Source organism: Enterobacter sp. ECC_219_Taxon_10, assembly GCF_058354905.1.
In genome coordinates this window covers 1035187-1052383 of the sequence record NZ_CM178005.1, presented here as the reverse complement: position 1 = coordinate 1052383, position 17197 = coordinate 1035187, and the positions used below count along the sequence as shown (strand labels likewise).

Sequence of the window (17197 nt, the reverse complement as noted above, 5' to 3'; positions counted from 1 at the left end):
TCAGGCCGCCACTTCGGTGCGGCCGCGCCCGGCATTTTTCGCCTTATACAGCGCCACATCTGCCGCCTTCAGCCATTCCCGATAGTGCACAAACTGCGGTCCCCAGGGAGCCACGCCCACGCTGATGCGCAGAGGCTCTTTCGGCGCACACGGTAACGAGAGCGTTTCCAGCCGCGCGTGAACCCGCGACATGACGGCGATGGCGCTTTCAGCGGCCGTCTGGGACATAATCACCGCGAATTCATCCCCGCCAAACCGACCTATCGCATCGCCTGACCGCACCGACATCTGGAGCTGGCGGGTAATGGCCACGATAGCCTTGTCGCCCACGTCGTGCCCCCAGGTATCGTTGATGTTTTTAAAGTGGTCGATATCAATCAGCAATATCGTGGCGGTGCAGTGGCTCCGGCGACAGAGCTCAAACTCATTGCGCAGCAGCATTTCCCAATGTCGACGGTTAAAGACCCCGGTCATGCCGTCACGGGTACTCATCATTTCCAACCGCCGCTTATGTTCCGCCAGCCTGACGGCAGTGCGATGGCTAAGCCAGGCAAACAGCATGGGATAAAGCATAAGGACGGGAAGCGTTAAGCCCCACTCCAGCACTCCCGGATTAAAGGGCACCACGCGGCCAACGAGAGGTAATGTGACCAGCACGGAAAGCGTGGTGAGTGCCATCCCTGAAATAAACAGACGACAGCCGCCTGAGCCCATCATATTTATACCCACCATCATCAACAGCGCTGCCGCAGGTAACGCATAAACTCCCATCACGCCAATCCATAGCCCGGCGATAATGGCATCCATCTTAAGGTTGAAGATCTCCTGCTGAAGAGGTGAAGCGGCGCGGCAGGATAACTGCCAGGCGAAGTGCGGCCAGACGAATGCCCACCCCACCAGTAACAACCACCAGCCGCCGGGTAAAAAATGGCTGACAAGCATTTCTGCCACGGGGAAAAACATCGCCGCCAGCCCGACAGCGCGCGCCAGCCGAACTCGCCTGGCGAGCTGGAAGCCGGCGCGGTGAGGGTCATCCTGAGAAAGAGTTAAACTCCACTCTTCCCGAATGCGCTTTTTGGTGTAATACGTTTCATCATTCATCATTTTTGGGAATATTCTGAAACATTTTCCCAAATTATAGAGAGGGGGTCTGCGGGGAAAGTATGAAATTTCGGGTGAGCAGCCCGCGCCGCTCACCCGTTAGAACTACACTTTTTTCTTCAGGCAGGCACTCATGAACTTGCTGCGATCGTCTCCCTTCAGGGACTGTTCGGTCGCTTTCGCATTACACTCGCGCATTTTTTGCTGCTGCGGCGTCAGGCTTTTTTCGCCGGGTTTCGCGGCGCCGTTTTTCAGGCAGTCGCTCATGTAGGTCTTACGCGCATCCCCCTTGAGACTCTGGGACGTCGCCTGTTGATTGCAGGTGGTCATACGTTGCTGCTGCGGCGTGAGCGTTTTCTCTTCCGCATTCGCCGAGGAGATCAGGAACAGGCCGGAGAACAGAGTAACCAGTAATGTTGTTTTCATTGCACCATCCTTTTGTGAACATTCCCTGTAAGTCTGGTTCGTGACAGAAAAAAAACCACCCGGCAGATGTGATTTCCGCCGGGAATTTATCATTTCATATCCAGCGCGCCGAAATGGACGGTCTCGGCATAAATAGCCGGGGTAATTAACAGGGGAAGTAACGCGATAAAACATGCGCTCTGTTTCAATTTATTTTATCCAGGTCCCAATACATAAAAAATAAAACAGAGCGACTACAGGCATCCGGCATGACAATTTTATGATATGTCAGCACCGTCCGTAACGGCTTAACTGCGCGGATGCCTCAACAGCTTCTTTACGTATTGCTGCAGCAACTCGGCATCCTCTGGCGGAACCTGCGTATCGGGCCGCGCTTTGTCCAGCGCCCCTTCGATGCTATCAATCAACGCCTGCTGGTCAGATGTTGCCATCTGCCGCAGCAGCGCCGTGACAACGATTTCCAGCGCTTCGACCTGGGCGACCAGCTCTTTCGACTCCTCTTCCTTTTGTGCAAGCTTGACCAGCAACTCAGCAATGAGATTCTTCATCGTGCTATTTCCTTATGGGATTTTCTCTGAAATTAACACCAGGAATGAAATATGCAAAGCGGAGAAAAGTATTATCTTATGCAAAAGTGACGTTGCCGCCAAATTAGCGCCCCGGCATTTTCAGCGAAACGTTTTTCTATAAAATAAACGCCGCATTTTGTTATATAAAAATGCGGCAACCATAAGAATATATAATACATCTAACAGCGGTTATTTCGCCGATTTCGCCTCCGCTATTTGCCTGCGGCGACGCAGGGCAATAGCCAGCTGAATAATATTGATTAAAACGACTATCGCCGTCGCGGCAAATACCCAGCGAAAACCCGCCATTGCAGAAACGGATGCGCCAATAAGCGGACCGGCAACGTTGCCTAAATACATAAAAGACTGGTTATAACCAAAAATACGCCCCGTGACCTGGTCGCTGGAATATTTGACCAGCAACGTCTGTACGGCAGGCAACATAGCGCCATCCGCGAAGCCGAGTAAAAATCGCAGCACGCCCAGCTGAAGCGGAGAGGTAACAAACGACATGGCGAAAAAGAGCACCACCGCAAAAATCAGCGTCGCCATCAGGATGCGCGCCGTGCCGATCCTGTCACCTAACTTGCCCAGGCGCGGGGCAGAGATCAGCGCGGAAACGCCCGGCACGGCGGCAATCATGCCGCTGAGAAAGGCGATATTGTTGCTGTCCGGCTCCATCGACTTAATAAACAGCGCCAGAATCGGGCCGACCGAACCGTTGCAGAGCTGGATCACCATGGTGGTGACAAACAGGCTAATCACGAGTCCCGGGTAAGGCAGCGAGGCGAAGACGGCCCTGCCGCTCAGGCGCTCAGATTTACTGATAACGGGGCGGCCACCCTCTTTGATAAGAAAGAGCGTAACCAGAAAGCTGATCACCAGCAGGATCGCGGTGATGATGAACACCGCGCGCAGCCCGACGTGGTCAGCCAGAAAGCCCCCCAGCAGCGGGCCGCCGATAACGCCGCTGATCTGGGCGGTAGAGAGCGTACTCAGCGCCCAGCCGCTGCGCTCGCGCGGCACCTGAGAGGCAACCAGCGCCATGGCGTTGGGAATATACCCGGACGTCAGCCCCATCACCGCCCGCAGGAAAAACAGCTGCCAGACGTTGGTGGCAAAGGCCTGGAGCAGAATAGCTATCGCCATCCCGAGCGAGGCGCGCAGCAGCATCAGCTTGCGCCCTTTCCTGTCGGCCAGGCTGCCCCACATCGGTGACACAATGGCGGAAACCAGAAACGTGACGCTGAACGTCAGGCCGGACCACATGGAGAGCGCTTCATGCGAGGTGACCCCCAGCTGCGAGACGTACAGCGGCAGGAACGGCAGGATCTGGCTGATGGCAAGCCCTGTAAAGAAGCAGCCGAACCAGACCGAGATGAGATTAACTTTCCAGGATTCCATACAGAAATAGTCTTCATTTTTAGGCGAATTCGCCGTCAGATTAGCAAGTTACGCGCCTTAACGTCGCACCAGAGATGCGGCCTTGCTGACTTTGGTGTTTTATCTTCCCAGTCATCATATTTGTGAAATAAGTCGCAAATCATCCATTTTCTGGCGGAAGATTATGCTTCAGCGACAGAGGCCAAAACCGCGCATTCCCAGATGAAAATGGCTGGCGTGCGCCGCGTTATACTCCGGCCCAAGACCGTTACCGTAGTAGCCGCAGCTTGCCGCCAGCAGAGCCTTCAACCAGGGCTGCGTTTTTGCCGATTTCCAGCCCTTCAGCACCGTAACATGCTCCCCGTTCGCCAGCCGAAAAGCGGCGATATCCAGCGCCTCTGCCGTGGCATGCTCGCTGCGCCGCGCATCGGGCCGGTGGTAGATATTGCGGCAGGCAAAGCTGCCGAGGTGCTCAATGCGGGTCAGTTCACTGCCGGTGAAGCGTTTAGTCAGGGGCCGGGCTTGCTGGCTGACAAACAGGGCCGAGCTGAGCGCCAGCGGACAGCTGGCAAGAAAACTGCCGTTCAGGCTCACCGGGCCGAAGTCTCGCACGCGCACGACGTCGCTCAGCGGACATTCCCCGCCGCTGTCAGCGACCGCCTGGGTGCGAATAAGGTTTCTTTGATTAGCCTGCGCTAACAGGCTCGAGCAGGCTTCGGGCGTTAAGCGCCGAAGTTTATACTGGGTAATGCGGCCAGGCGGGTCGTCCAGGGTCAGCGGCGTGAAGGGGTTGTAGTAAGACGGCAACCAGCGATAGCCCGCCGTTGCGATTGCCCCAAGGATGAAAACGATCAGCAGCGTTTTTCCTTTCACTCTCCCCCCTCACTGTTCCCCAAAACATTATGGCAGAAGGCCGCGAAACCCGCAGGGCATCGTGGTATGTTATTGGCTTTTCGTCAGACTGGAAGAGAGTGAGATGGCAAAGCAGCGCGTAGGTATTGTCTTTGGGGGAAAATCAGCAGAGCACGAGGTGTCATTGCAATCGGCTAAAAATATCGTTGATGCGATCGATAAAAGCCGTTTCGACGTGGTGCTGCTGGGCATTGATAAACAGGGCCAGTGGCACGTTAACGATGCCAGCCAGTATCTGCTGAATGCCCACGATCCGGCGCACATCGCCCTCAACCCTTCGGAGATCAGCGTCGCCACCGTACCCGGCGTCATGAAGGGACAGCTCATCGACGCAGGCAACGCGCAGGCTCTCGCCCAGATCGACGTGGTCTTCCCTATCGTGCACGGCACCCTGGGCGAAGATGGTTCCCTGCAGGGGATGTTGCGCATGGCCAACCTGCCGTTCGTCGGCTCGGACGTACTGGGCTCCGCCGCCTGCATGGACAAAGACGTCACCAAACGTCTGCTGCGTGATGCCGGCCTGAATATCGCACCATTCGTGACGCTCACCCGCGCCAACCGCGATAAGCACAGCTTCGCGCAGATCAGCGCTGAATTGGGTCTGCCGCTGTTTGTGAAGCCGGCCAATCAGGGCTCCTCCGTGGGCGTCAGCAAAGTCACCAGCGAAGCAGAGTTCACGCAGGCCGTTCGTATGGCGTTTGAGTTCGACCATAAAGTGGTGGTTGAGCAGGGGATCAAAGGCCGCGAAATTGAGTGCGCCGTGCTGGGCAACGATTTTCCACAGGCGAGCACCTGCGGTGAAGTGGTCTTAAACAGCGACTTCTACTCCTATGACACCAAATACATTGATGATAAAGGCGCACAGGTTGTCGTTCCGGCGAATATCGATCCGGTGATCAACGACGCGATCCGGGCGATCGCCATTCGCGCCTATCAGACGCTCGGCTGCAGCGGCATGGCGCGCGTAGATGTGTTCCTGACGCCGGAGAACGAAGTTGTGATCAATGAAATCAACACGCTGCCGGGTTTCACCAACATCAGCATGTATCCAAAACTGTGGCAGGCCAGCGGGCTAGGCTACTCTGAGCTGATCACCCGCCTGATCGAACTGGCGCTGGAGCGTCACGCCGCCGACAGCGCCCTGAAAAGTTCCGTTAACGGTTAATCGGCACCCTTAGCCGTCTCCTCCGCTGTCGTCTCTTCCGGACGACGGCGGATAATCAACCCTGCGAGCCAGAAACTGATTACCCAGGTCACCAGGCCCACGGCATAGGTTTGCCAGCCTTTTGCCTCAAATCCCAACAGCCCCACGACGCCGTTAAGAATAAAAATCAGGCCAATAGCAAAGGCGTAGTAGTGCCAGTCACGGCGAAGTTTGGACGTGAGCTTCATAACAACTCCGGCAGGGAAAAAAAGACATCCTCTCACAGTTTTACCGCCAGGTCTGTGGCAGATGCGGAAATTCTGAAACGCGGCGCAGTTTCATTTAAGTTAACAAATTGTGACATGCTGCAGAAATCAACAATCCAGGAGAATTCCTGAGCGAAAATTACCACGATTCTGATATTGACAAATGCGATGACCTGTCAAACTCACTCCGTAAGACGCGTATTAAAACAGAGTGATATCTCGGGAGGTCAACATGGCTGACTTTACATTGTCGAAACCGATTTTTGGCGGCAAACCAAAAACCTCCACGGCGGGTAATATCGCGTATGCCCTGTTTGTCCTGTTCTGTTTCTGGGCTGGCTCCCAGCTGCTCAATATGCTGGTGCACGCGCCGGGCGTTTATGAACATCTGATGCAGGTGCAGGATAACGGACGCCCGCGGGTTGAAATCGGGTTTGGCGTGAGCACGCTGTTTGGCCTCGTTCCCTTCCTCGCGGGGTGTATGATTTTAGGCGTTGTCGCGCTCGTCCTGCGCTTTCGTCGTCGCCATTAAAGCCCCATACAGCGAGCCCGTCGATCGTCCACGCGTTTCGCGAACCATGCTGTTGTCAGGTTACGCGTGATCTTAGGGCTTTCCAGCTGAATACCCGGCAGAATAGCCCTCGGTAACGTTTTCCCACTCTTCTTCTCTGCAAGGGCAAATACCTTCTTGTAGAGATCCGTTTTCTCAAACGCCAGGCTGTCGCCTTTCTCAAGCTGACGCCGAATGTCGCTATTACTCATATCAAGCGCTGTCGATAATTTCCGGATCGCCCGCTCGGTGCTTCCCGCCTCGCTGCTGCCGTAGGCGATAAGATCGCCGTCCAGCGCCAGCTTGACGCCGCTTGCGCGGCTGACCGCACTCTGAAACGCCGCGTTACGGCTGGCATACCAGCCTGCGTTAAAGTCTGCAAAGCGGTACAGCGGCTCGCTGTAGTTCGCCGGATAGTTCAGCAGATGATACGTGCCGAACCACAGCCCGCCGCGCAGGGAGAAGACCTCCTGACGCACCGTACCGTCAATTTCCCACGGGTAGCCGTCGGTATGCTTCTCAGCAAACGCAATGCTCACCTGCATCGGGCCGCCGGTGTGAACCGGATTCAGCGAGCCAAACAGTTTCTGTCCCATCGGCACCATGTTAATGAAATCATCAAAGATGGCGCTGAGCTGTTTTTCGGTTTTCACCGTGTCCAGCCGTTCGCTGTAGCTTTTACCGTTTGGCGAGGTGATTTTCAGCGCGGTATGCACGAGGAACACCGGGATATGCATTGATTCCGCGCGGCGGTCAATCTCTTTCCAGGCGATTTTGTTGAGACCCGGCACCACCGGGTCTGACTGGTACATCGACTCCTGCTGTGCCACCGCCAGCACCGAGCAGATATTCTCCTCGGTAGGGGCAATCTTCTGGCTTTCGAAGGTTTTTGCCAGCGCATCGGCCCACGCATTGCGATCCTTCACGCTGGCGGGCATTTTTTGCCGCACAACGCTTGCCACATCCACGGGCTTCTCACCCTTTTTAAGCGGAGTCGCCCCTTTTTCGGCGCAGCCCGCCAGAACGAGGGCAGCCAGCAAGGACAACGGTAACGCACGCGGTAAGGCAAAAGACATAGCAACTTCCTGTATTAGCTAAATGTGTTGGTGACTTCCTGCAGGTCACGATCGCCCAGCTCATGTTCAAAGCTGCGCAGACGTTTATAGATAGACATCAACTCTACCAGCGTGGTCCAGGAGTTGATCAGATACTGTAATGAGTTTCTGACCTGATCGAACACGTTCGTAATCTGGGTCAGTAAGCCCAGCGTGATTGTTCCCGCAACAATAGATGGGAACAACAGGAATAGTCCAAAAACAGTATCGACCTGCAGATAGAAAATACGGGCAATATTGAAATACATGTAGTGGAAATAGAGCCTGAAGTAGTTGAAACGGACGTTGCGGAACAGCTCTTTTATCGTCGGGGGCGCAGCGCGCGTTGGGTCGTCCTCTCCGTAGACCAGTTCCTTACGATAGGCCGCTTCAACACGCTGGTTCTTAAACTCTAAGCCCGGCAGCTTAATCCCGACGACGGCAAGCAGGCCTGTGCCCATAAGCGACCAAATCAGCGCCGGGATGAGCAGGCCGTACGGTAAATGTCCGACAATCGGCAATGCTGAAATATGGGGAGAAAGCGCGACCAGAATCGGTAAGAACGCAAACAGTTTCAGGATGGCATTAAGCAGGCTGACGCCCATATCCTCAAGCGTTGACGCGAAACGCATGGTGTCTTCCTGAACGCGCTGAGCAGCACCCTCAATATGACGCAGACGCTCCCAGTGCGTCATGTAGAATTCGTTCATCGCCGTACGCCAGCGGAAGACGTAATGGCTGACGAAGAAATTATTCAGCACCGCCACGGTGACAGCGATCATCGCAATGCCCATAAAAATTTTTAACTGATTATAAAGCTCGCCGATTGGCACCCTGTTAGGGGCGCTCAGCGCTTTCTGGATGAGATCGTAGAACGGGGCATACCACGCGTTAATGGCTACGCTCACTTCGACCAGAAACCAGGTGACAAAAATAATCAGCGACGTTCCCAGAATGGACCACGTCTGCCAGCGATGAGGGGAATAATTAAACCAGAACAGCGCAAACAGCCCCACGCACAGCGCGTAATAGGCATAAAACAGCAGATAGCTGAACGACCAGAAGCGCGCCGCGCTAATTGGCACCTCGCCTGTCGCCCCCACGATGCGTGCCAGCCATGCACCGCCGCCCGCCAGCCAGAACACGACCGCGATCAGTGCCCAAATAAATGCCGACAGGAAAAAAGGCCCCGGCTTTGGGAAAAAAGACTTAAACATGATGCTTCCTTCTTGTTGTTATGGTTGTTGCTGTGCTCAACGCATTACCACACGAATACCTTGCCCGGGCCGGTCTCCCGGCTCGGGCAAAAAGGTCAGACCCGTGGGTTGATTATTAGTTCGCTTTCCAGTTTTCGAGAATTGTTTCGGTGCGTTTCACCGCGACAGGGTTCGCCGGCGCAATGAAGTTTCGCCAGACGTCGTTGTGATGGTTAATCAGGATGTGTGCTTCAGCTGCCGGGCGGTTGGCGGTGGTATGGGCATCTTCCGCCACGGTAATGTGGTAACCCCGGCTGACGCCATTTTTGACCGTGGCATCAACGCAGTAGTCGGTGGCGCAGCCGCAAATGACAAACTCACGAATGCCCTGCTCGCGTAATAGCGTTTCTAGCGTGGTGTTGTAAAAAGCATCACACGCGGTCTTGGTCACGTACAGCGCGCCAGCGGGCTGATGGAGTTCAGGCAGCAACGCAAACCCTTCACTTCCCTCTTCCAGCCCCCCGGCCTCGGCATGCTGAATAAAAATCACCGTGTCGGCTGCCTGCGTAAGCTGGTTGATCAAAGAGACACAGTTCTTGCGCTGATGACGAGGGGTTTCAAACACCCCGTTCTGCATATCAACCACCATTACAACACGCTTTTCAGACATACCATTCTCCGCAAGATTGAGTAACACTGGTACCTATCATAAGCCCGATGTCACAAAATGGGAGAGCACTCGCAGGGAAATTCTTCATATTTACCCATGGTTACGTTTTTCTCGCTATGGTTATGCTAATCGGGGCATTGCACGGTGCCGATTAGTAGTATAAATACCCATTACTTTCCTCATTCACTTCATGGATGCTTTTCGTTGAAACGTTGTCTGCTCTCTTTTGCCGCGCTGTGTGCGGTGAGCTTCTCCACCGCCCAGGCAGCCCAGCCGCTGACGGCGCCCGTTTTGGCTTCAGATATTGCCGATCGCTACGCGAACCTTATCTATTACGGCAGCGGCGCGACCGGGATGGCAATGGTGGTCATCGACGGCAACCAGCGCGTTTTCCGCAGCTTTGGTGAAACACGTCCAGGTAATAACGTTCGCCCGCAGCTGGATTCCGTTGTACGCGTCGCGTCCTTAACCAAGCTGATGACCAGTGAAATGCTGGTGAAACTACTCGACCAGGGCGTGGTGAAGCTCGACGATCCGCTCAGCAAATACGCCCCGCCGGGTGCCCGTGTTCCGACGTATCAGGGCACGCCAATCCGCCTTGTGAACCTGGCAACCCACACCAGCGCTCTGCCGCGCGAGCAGCCGGGCGGCGCAGCGCACCGCGACGTTTTTGTCTGGCCAACGCGCCAACAGCGCTGGAACTACCTGAGTACCGCCACGCTGAAATCCGCCCCGGGCTCGCAGGCCTCTTACTCGAACCTGGCGTTCGATCTGCTGGCGGATGCGCTCTCAGCGGCGGCGGGCAAACCTTATCCGCAGCTGTTTGAAGAGCAGATCACGCGTCCGCTGGGCATGAAAGACACCACCTTTACCCCTTCCCCGGACCAGTGCAAACGCCTGATGGTGGCAGAGAAAGGCGCAAGCCCGTGTAACAACACGCTGGCGGCCGTGGGCAGCGGCGGGGTCTATTCCACCCCTGGCGACATGATGCGCTGGATGCAGCAGTTCCTTTCTTCGGATTTCTACTCCCGCAGCAGCCAGGCCGATCGTATGCAGACCCTCATTTATCAGCGTACTCAGCTGCACCGCGTCATCGGGATGGACGTGCCGGGTAAAGCCGATGCGCTCGGCCTGGGCTGGGTCTATATGGCGCCGAAAAATGGCCGTCCGGGCATTATTCAGAAAACCGGCGGCGGCGGCGGATTCATCACCTACATGGCGATGATTCCGCAGTCCAACGTGGGCGCGTTTGTGGTGGTCACCCGTTCTCCTAACACGCGCTTCGTTAATATGAGTGACGGCATTAATAACCTGGTGGCTGAGCTGAGCGCCAATAAAGCCCAGGTGCTTACCGCATCTAACTGATCTTAATAATCTCAGGGCAAGCGGTTGATGTTAAACCGTTTGCCCCGAACGCTCCCCCTTCCGCAGTCTTGCATTATCTACCGCTAAACCGCCCACTTTAATAAACACCTCACGGTGCTTTCGGTTACACTAACCTTCTTTGTTCCACAAACATCAGGCATACCATGACCGATTTAATTGCACGCCCCCGCCGCCTGCGCAAGTCACCTGCACTGCGCGCTATGTTTGAAGAGACAACACTGACCTTAAACGATCTGGTGTTGCCGATTTTTGTTGAAGAAGAGATTGATGACTACAAAGCCATCGAAGCCATGCCGGGCGTGATGCGCATTCCTGAAAAATATCTGGCGCGCGAGATCGAACGCATCGCCAACGCGGGGATCCGCTCGGTGATGACCTTCGGCATCTCCCACCATACTGACGCGACCGGCAGCGATGCGTGGAAAGAAGACGGGCTCGTGGCCCGCATGTCCCGCATCTGCAAAGAGACCGTGCCGGAAATGGTGGTCATGTCCGACACCTGTTTCTGCGAATACACCTCCCATGGTCACTGCGGCGTGCTGTGCGATCATGGCGTGGATAACGATGCCACCCTGCTGAACCTCGGCAAGCAGGCTGTGGTCGCTGCCGCTGCGGGTGCGGACTTCATCGCGCCGTCTGCGGCGATGGACGGCCAGGTTCAGGCGATCCGTCAGGCGCTGGATGCGGCAGGCTTTACCGACACCGCCATCATGTCCTACTCCACCAAATTTGCCTCCTCGTTCTACGGCCCGTTCCGTGAAGCAGCCGGCACGGCGCTGAAGGGCGATCGTAAGACCTATCAGATGAACCCGCTGAACCGCCGCGAAGCAATTCGTGAATCCCTGCTCGATGAAGCTCAGGGCGCAGACTGCCTGATGGTGAAACCAGCTGGCGCGTATCTCGACATCCTGCGCGACATCCGCGAGCGCACCGAATTGCCGCTGGGGGCATACCAGGTGAGCGGCGAGTACGCGATGATCAAATTCGCCGCGCTGGCAGGGGCTATCGACGAAGAGAAAGTGATCCTCGAAAGCCTGGGGGCGATCAAACGCTCGGGCGCGGATCTGATCTTCAGCTACTTCGCGCTGGATCTGGCTGAGAAAAAAATCCTCCGCTAATCTTCACCAAACTGCAATACAACCGACATCTGCTCCTTCTACTGTCTTCGCAAGACGGCAGGAGGAGTAATCATGTTTAGCCTCGATAGCGTTCTCGACGATCTTTGGCCTCAGGCGAGGCCTGCACCCTGGCAAAAAAGTCTGTTAAAAAGGCTGTTTTACGAAGACGAATTCCAGCAGTTTGCCGCCGCTCACCGCCACCTGAAAGGACTGGATATGGTGGAGCAAGTTCTGGAACACCTTGATATTCTCTGCACCGTTTCCGCCCGCGATCTCGAACAAATCCCCGAACATGGCCCGCTGGTCATTATTGCCAACCACCCGACGGGCACCCTGGACGGGCTGGCGCTGATGTACGCCGTCTCCCGCGTGCGACGCGACGTTAAAGTCGTGACCAACCGGATGCTGACCCACCTTGAGCCCCTCAGTTCTCTGTTTATTCCGGTCGACAATATGGGCGGCAGGACGGCGAAGTCGTCCCTGATTCAGATGGAGCAGCATCTGCAAAACGCGGGCGTGCTGATCTTCTTCCCGGCGGGAGAAGTTTCACGGCCCACGCGCAAAGGCATTCGCGATAAAAAATGGCACTCCGGCTTTATCAAACTCGCCAGCAAGCTGCGCGCCCCGCTGCTGCCGGTGCATATTCAGGCGCACAACAGCCTGCTCTTTTATGCCAGCACGCTGGTGTCACCGACATTGTCGATGCTGCTGCTGATGCAGCAGATGTTCCGCCGCCGCCACAGCCAGCTGCCGATTAAAATCGGCCAGCAGATTGCGTGGAACAGCTGGTTTAGCGCTACCCTTTCGTCTCGTGAGATGGCCGAGCAGTGCCGTCAGCACGTGATGCGTCTTGGCAAGGGATTGCCTGGCGTTTTTAAAACCCAGTGTGCGATTGCCCGTCCGGAAGACCGGGCCACGCTGAGACGTGAACTGGCGCAGGCCGAGTGTCTGGGTAAAACCAGCGACGGCAAAACCATCTACCTGTGGCAGCGCAACGGGCAGGAAGAGGCTCCTCTTCTGCGCGAGCTGGGCCGCCTGCGCGAGATTGCGTTTCGTGCGGTGGAGGAAGGGAGCGGTAAACGCCGGGACACCGACAGCTACGATGATGATTATCTGCACCTGATCCTGTGGGATGAAGAGGATCTGGAGATTGTCGGCGCGTATCGCTTTATGCCAACGGCCATGCAGGTCGAAAAGCGCGGCGTTGATGGGCTGTACAGTTACAGCCTGTTTCACTACGACGACAAAATGCAGGACGTGCTGGAGCACGGTATTGAGCTGGGGCGCAGCTTTATTCAGCCGCGCTACTGGGGGCGTCGCGGTCTGGACTATCTGTGGTCCGGCATCGGGGCTTACCTGGCGCGTTACCCTCACTACCGCTACCTGTTTGGGCCCGTCTCCATCTCCGGCGGCTTACCGCCTGCGGCGCGGGATCTGCTGGTCGCCTTTTACCGCCTGTGGTTCCCGGCGACGCATCCACTGGCCGCGTCACGCCAGCCTTACCCGGCGTCGCTGCCGGACGTACTGGCACAGTTTGGCGGCGTGGATTACGTGGATGACCTGACAAAGCTGAAATCCCTGCTCGGTAATCTGGGCTGTGGTATACCGCCGCTCTACAAGCAGTATTCCGAACTCTGTGAACCCGGCGGCGTGCAGTTTATTGATTTTGGCAGCGACCCGGCGTTTAACAACTGCGTAGACGGTCTGGTGCTGGTGGATTTGTGTTACCTGAAGGCGAACCGCTATCAGCGGTATATTGAGGCGCATTTAACACCCTCACCCCAGCCCTCTCCCTAAAAGGGAGAGGGTGAAAAACGTACCACACAGCCCCTCGCCCTTTGTTCAGAAGGTGAAAACCGCACCGTACAGTCCCCTCGCCCCTTTGGGGAGAGGGTTAGGGTGAGGGGATCAAGGCGCACGATAAAACGGTTTATCCCCCAAAATCGTCGCCCGCTGCATAATCCTTCGCTGCGGCAGATAGTCCGCATTGGCATAGTGCTGCGTCACGCGGTTATCCCAGATCGCCAGGTCGTTCTCCTGCCAGCGCCAGCGCACCTGAAACTCCGGTTTAGTGATATGTGCGAACAGGAAACCTAACAGCGCCTCGCTCTCTTTTTCCGTAACGTCCACAATGCGCGTCGTAAATCCTTCGTTCACGAACAGCGCCTGCTTGCCCGTGACCGGATGGGTGCGCACCACCGGGTGCAGCAGCGGCGGATGCTTCGCCACCGCCTCCAGCCAGCGCTGGTGCTCCTCTTCGGTTTTACGGTACTTGTATTCCGGGAACGATTTTTTGAAGTCGTGCTCCGCCCGCAGCCCGCTCAGGAGCACCCGGAGCGGTGCGGAAAGCGCCTCATACGCCGCAATCCCGCTGGCCCACAGCGTATCCCCGCCCGTCTCCGGCAGCAGCTTCGCCGCCAGAATCGCCCCGGCGGGAGGCGTCTCGATAAAGGTCACATCGGTGTGCCAGTTGTCGTTATCCGGCGGGTTATCGTTGTGGGTGTCCAGAACGATAATCTCCTCCACCCCTTCCGCATGCGGATAGACGGGGTGGATATGCAGATCGCCAAAGCGCAGGGCCAGCGCGCGCTGCTGCTGCGGGGTGATTGCCTGCTCGCGCAGGAACACCACCTGATGGCGCAGCACCGCGTGGTACAGCTGCTCGAACTGGTTATCGCTCAGCGGACGGGTCACATCCAGGCCCGACACCTGCGCGCCAATGTACGGCCCCAGCGGGGTAATGGTCAGACGTTCACTCATTGTATTTCTCCATGCCAGGGCGTCAGGCGGCGCTGTAACGCGCGCAGCCCCAGTTCTAATCCGAAGGCGATCGCAGCAATTACCGCAATCCCTGCCAGCACCACGTCAGTCGCCAGGAACTCCCCCGCCGACTGCACCATAAACCCTAATCCTCGCGTGGCGGCGATCAGCTCTGCCGCCACCAGCGTGGACCAGCCCACGCCAAGCCCGATGCGTATCCCGGTTAAAATCTCCGGCAGCGCGCCCGGTAAAATCACGAACAGCAGCACCTGCGTGCGGCTGGCCCCCAGCGACTGCGCCGCGCGGATCCGCACCTGCTGGGCGCTCTTCACGCCCGCCAGCGCCGACATGGCAACCGGGGCGAAAATCGCCAGATAAATCAGCAGGATTTTTGACGTTTCACCGATGCCGAACCAGATCACCATCAGCGGCAGATAGGCCAGCGGCGGCACCGGACGGTAAAGCTCAATCAGCGGGTCGAGGATGCCGCGCACCGTCGGGCTTAGGCCCATCGCGATCCCGACCGGAATACCGATAATCACCGCCGCCAGCAACGCCACCAGAATGCGCGTCAGGCTTGCCCCAAGATGCTGCCAGAGTGTGGCATCCATAAAGCCCTGCGGCCCGGCGATGGTAATGAGTTTGTCCAGCACCTGTCCCGGCGGCGGCAGAAACAGCGGGCTGACCCACTGCAGGGCCGCAACCGCCCACCACAATGCCCACAGTACAAGCAGCGTACCGACGCTCAAGGTGATTTGGCGCGAGAAAGGCCAGCGCAGCGCCAGACGTGTGCGGCGCGTTTTTTCACTGAAAACGATGCTCATGAGAAGGCCTCCCGCTGCTCAAACACGCGGCTTAAGACATATTCGCGCTGCTCAATAAACCGCGGGTCGGATTTGATGCTGCGCACGGGTTCGCCCGCGACGTAGCGGCGGGCGAAATCCAGCGGCAAGCGCTCCAGCACGCGCCCCGGCCCCGGCGAGAGCAGCACCAGCTCCGTCGCCATAAACACCGCCTCTTCGATATCGTGGGTAATTAACAGCACCTGCTTGCCCGTCTCATGCCACAGGCGCAGCAGCAGGGTTTGCATCTGCTCGCGGGTGAAGGCATCCAGCGCCCCGAACGGCTCGTCCAGCAGCAACAGCTGCGGATTGGCCGCCAGCGCGCGGGCAATGCCGACGCGCTGGCGCTGACCGCCGGAAAGCTGCCAGATAAAGCGTTTTTCCGCCCCTTCCAGCCCGACCTTTTTCAGCATCACCCGCGCCGTTTCCAGCCGCTGTTCGCGGTTAATACCCGCAAGCTGTAGCCCAAACGCTACGTTTTCCTGCACGTTACGCCAGGGAAGCAACCCTTCGTTCTGAAAGACCACCCCGCGCTCGGCGCCCGGGCCTTCCACCTTTTTGCCTTCCAGCTGAATGGTGCCGTGCTGATACGGTACAAACCCGGCGATCAGATTCAGCAGCGTGGTTTTTCCGCAGCCGGACGGGCCGAGCACTACCAGCAGTTCACCGCTGTCCAGCGTCAGGTTGATGTCCTCCAGTGCGGGTTTCCCACCGTAATCGGCGTACAGGTTCGTAATATTCAGCATGGCGGACTCCTTATTTCACAAAGCGGTCGGTCACGTACTGGCTGTAATCTGCCGCCACCGCGGGTACTTTGCCCTGCTCTTTCAGGAAGGTGGCGGTATCAACAATCGCTTTGCTCACCGGCCCGTTCAGCTGCTGCACCTGCTGCGCGGGGGTCAGATAGGTATTGCCCTTCACCAGCCCCGGCACGTCCGATTCCGGCACGCCGCTCAGGCGGGAGAGTTTTTCCAGGTTGGCGGGCTGCTTCAGCCATTCTTCCGGATTGCTGATGTACGGCTGCTGGGCGTCAATCGCGCTTTTGGCGAAGGCTTTCACCACCTCAGGATGCTTCTCGGCAAAGTCTTTGCGCACTACCCACACGTCGAGCGTCGGCGCCCCCCACTGGCCCACTTTTTCGGAGTCGGTCAGCACGGTGCCGTCTTTTTCCAGTTCGTTCACTGCCGGTGCCCACACGTAGGCCCCGTCAATATCGCCGCGCTGCCAGGCGGCGATAATCGCCGGCGGCTGCAGGTTGATGATTTGTACCTGACCCGGCTTGATGCCCCAGTGTTTCAGCGCCGCCAGCAGGCTGTAGTGAGTGGTGGAGATAAACGGCACGGCGATGCGTTTGCCGATCAGATCTTCCGGTTTGGTGATGTTTTTCTTCACCACCAGCGCTTCAGAGTTACCAAGCTGCGAGGCGAGCAGGAAAACCTCAATCGGCACCTGCTGGCTGGCCGCGACCGCCAGCGGGCTTGAACCAATATTGCCGATCTGCACGTCGCCGGAGGCTAACGCACGCACGACGGACGCGCCGCTGTCGAACTTGCGCCAGTCGACCTTCGCGCCGCTCTCTTTCGCAAAGGTATTGTCTGCTTGCGCAACCTTCGCCGGCTCCGCAGAGGTTTGATACGCGACGGTAACGTCCACCGCCTGCGCCTGAAATGCCCACAGCGCCAGCGCGCCGAGAAGTGTGATTCGCGATGAATTTGCCATAGTGCCTGCTCCCCTTGTTGTTATGAGGGCAGTATTTCCGGCGCAGGAATTTTGATAAAGG

At 57.1% G+C, this 17197-nt stretch carries 18 protein-coding genes; 5 read left to right on the top strand and 13 right to left on the bottom strand.

The features are described 5' to 3' along the window. The 5 genes from adrA to AC4ICF_RS04850 all read right to left on the bottom strand — a co-directional run bounded on the left by adrA (window position 1) and on the right by AC4ICF_RS04850 (window position 4352). On the bottom strand, window positions 1-1104 hold the full coding sequence (gene adrA, locus AC4ICF_RS04870; protein ID WP_316380324.1) for a diguanylate cyclase AdrA: 1104 nt from the start codon (window positions 1102-1104) through the stop codon (window positions 1-3). 102 nt (window positions 1105-1206) lie between these two features. Then, the gene (gene psiF, locus AC4ICF_RS04865; RefSeq protein ID WP_192983485.1) at window positions 1207-1527 is read right to left on the bottom strand and encodes a phosphate starvation-inducible protein PsiF; all 321 of its coding nucleotides are present in this window, start codon (window positions 1525-1527) and stop codon (window positions 1207-1209) included. A gap of 287 nt (window positions 1528-1814) precedes the next feature. Continuing rightward, the gene (gene iraP / locus AC4ICF_RS04860; RefSeq protein WP_061099070.1) at window positions 1815-2075 is read right to left on the bottom strand and encodes an anti-adapter protein IraP; all 261 of its coding nucleotides are present in this window, start codon (window positions 2073-2075) and stop codon (window positions 1815-1817) included. Between the two features lie 210 nt (window positions 2076-2285). Further along, on the bottom strand, window positions 2286-3500 hold the full coding sequence (locus AC4ICF_RS04855; RefSeq protein ID WP_192983487.1) for a multidrug efflux MFS transporter: 1215 nt from the start codon (window positions 3498-3500) through the stop codon (window positions 2286-2288). Window positions 3501-3668: 168 nt separating this feature from the next. Next, window positions 3669-4352, bottom strand: a complete 684-nt coding sequence (locus tag AC4ICF_RS04850) for an extensin-like domain-containing protein (RefSeq protein WP_316380322.1) — start codon at window positions 4350-4352, stop codon at window positions 3669-3671. Window positions 4353-4455: 103 nt separating this feature from the next. Here AC4ICF_RS04850 and ddlA point away from each other — a divergent pair, with 103 nt between their 5' ends. Next, the gene (gene ddlA, locus AC4ICF_RS04845) at window positions 4456-5556 is read left to right on the top strand and encodes a D-alanine--D-alanine ligase (protein ID WP_116341671.1); all 1101 of its coding nucleotides are present in this window, start codon (window positions 4456-4458) and stop codon (window positions 5554-5556) included. Here the strand turns inward: ddlA and AC4ICF_RS04840 are convergent. Next, complete coding sequence (locus AC4ICF_RS04840) at window positions 5553-5783, bottom strand: DUF2754 domain-containing protein (RefSeq protein ID WP_028012119.1); 231 nt, start codon at window positions 5781-5783, stop codon at window positions 5553-5555. The two genes, ddlA and AC4ICF_RS04840, sit on opposite strands and share 4 nt — an antisense overlap. 250 nt (window positions 5784-6033) lie before the next feature. Between AC4ICF_RS04840 and AC4ICF_RS04835 the strand changes: the two genes are divergently transcribed. Then, entirely contained in the window at window positions 6034-6333 is a 300-nt protein-coding gene (locus tag AC4ICF_RS04835; RefSeq protein WP_014882725.1) for a DUF2755 family protein, read from the top strand. On the opposite strand, the gene AC4ICF_RS04830 is transcribed toward AC4ICF_RS04835, so the two are convergent. The 3 genes from AC4ICF_RS04830 to AC4ICF_RS04820 form a co-directional block, all read right to left on the bottom strand. After that, on the bottom strand, window positions 6330-7427 hold the full coding sequence (locus tag AC4ICF_RS04830) for a DUF1615 domain-containing protein (protein WP_302220095.1): 1098 nt from the start codon (window positions 7425-7427) through the stop codon (window positions 6330-6332). The genes AC4ICF_RS04835 and AC4ICF_RS04830 overlap by 4 nt on opposite strands. A 14-nt stretch (window positions 7428-7441) precedes the next feature. Continuing rightward, window positions 7442-8662: a peptide antibiotic transporter SbmA gene (sbmA, locus tag AC4ICF_RS04825; RefSeq protein WP_316380321.1), complete on the bottom strand. Its 1221-nt coding sequence runs from the start codon at window positions 8660-8662 to the stop codon at window positions 7442-7444. A 115-nt stretch (window positions 8663-8777) separates the two neighbouring features. Beyond that, the gene (locus tag AC4ICF_RS04820; protein ID WP_116341677.1) at window positions 8778-9311 is read right to left on the bottom strand and encodes an isochorismatase family protein; all 534 of its coding nucleotides are present in this window, start codon (window positions 9309-9311) and stop codon (window positions 8778-8780) included. Between the two features lie 204 nt (window positions 9312-9515). On the opposite strand from AC4ICF_RS04820, the gene ampH reads away from it, so the two are divergent. The 3 genes from ampH (at window position 9516) to olsF (ending at window position 13612) form a co-directional block, all read left to right on the top strand. Continuing rightward, complete coding sequence (ampH, locus tag AC4ICF_RS04815; RefSeq protein ID WP_061099077.1) at window positions 9516-10676, top strand: D-alanyl-D-alanine-carboxypeptidase/endopeptidase AmpH; 1161 nt, start codon at window positions 9516-9518, stop codon at window positions 10674-10676. A gap of 164 nt (window positions 10677-10840) precedes the next feature. Then, entirely contained in the window at window positions 10841-11815 is a 975-nt protein-coding gene (gene hemB / locus AC4ICF_RS04810; RefSeq protein WP_061099078.1) for a porphobilinogen synthase, read from the top strand. 72 nt (window positions 11816-11887) lie between these two features. Further along, window positions 11888-13612, top strand: a complete 1725-nt coding sequence (gene olsF, locus AC4ICF_RS04805) for a bifunctional ornithine lipid synthase OlsF (RefSeq protein WP_316380320.1) — start codon at window positions 11888-11890, stop codon at window positions 13610-13612. A 111-nt stretch (window positions 13613-13723) separates the two neighbouring features. Here olsF and tauD read toward each other — a convergent pair whose 3' ends face one another. From tauD to tauA, 4 genes are read right to left on the bottom strand one after another with little or no spacing between them, the layout of a single operon-like run. Then, window positions 13724-14575: a taurine dioxygenase gene (gene tauD, locus AC4ICF_RS04800; protein ID WP_116341681.1), complete on the bottom strand. Its 852-nt coding sequence runs from the start codon at window positions 14573-14575 to the stop codon at window positions 13724-13726. Beyond that, window positions 14572-15399, bottom strand: a complete 828-nt coding sequence (gene tauC, locus AC4ICF_RS04795) for a taurine ABC transporter permease TauC (RefSeq protein WP_163330399.1) — start codon at window positions 15397-15399, stop codon at window positions 14572-14574. Before tauC ends, tauD begins: the two co-directional genes overlap by 4 nt. Then, window positions 15396-16163, bottom strand: coding sequence for a taurine ABC transporter ATP-binding subunit (gene tauB, locus AC4ICF_RS04790; RefSeq protein ID WP_316380319.1), 768 nt, complete (start codon window positions 16161-16163; stop codon window positions 15396-15398). Before tauB ends, tauC begins: the two co-directional genes overlap by 4 nt. 10 nt (window positions 16164-16173) lie before the next feature. Then, on the bottom strand, window positions 16174-17136 hold the full coding sequence (gene tauA, locus AC4ICF_RS04785; RefSeq protein ID WP_166710245.1) for a taurine ABC transporter substrate-binding protein: 963 nt from the start codon (window positions 17134-17136) through the stop codon (window positions 16174-16176). Between the last annotated feature and the right edge of the window lie 61 nt (window positions 17137-17197).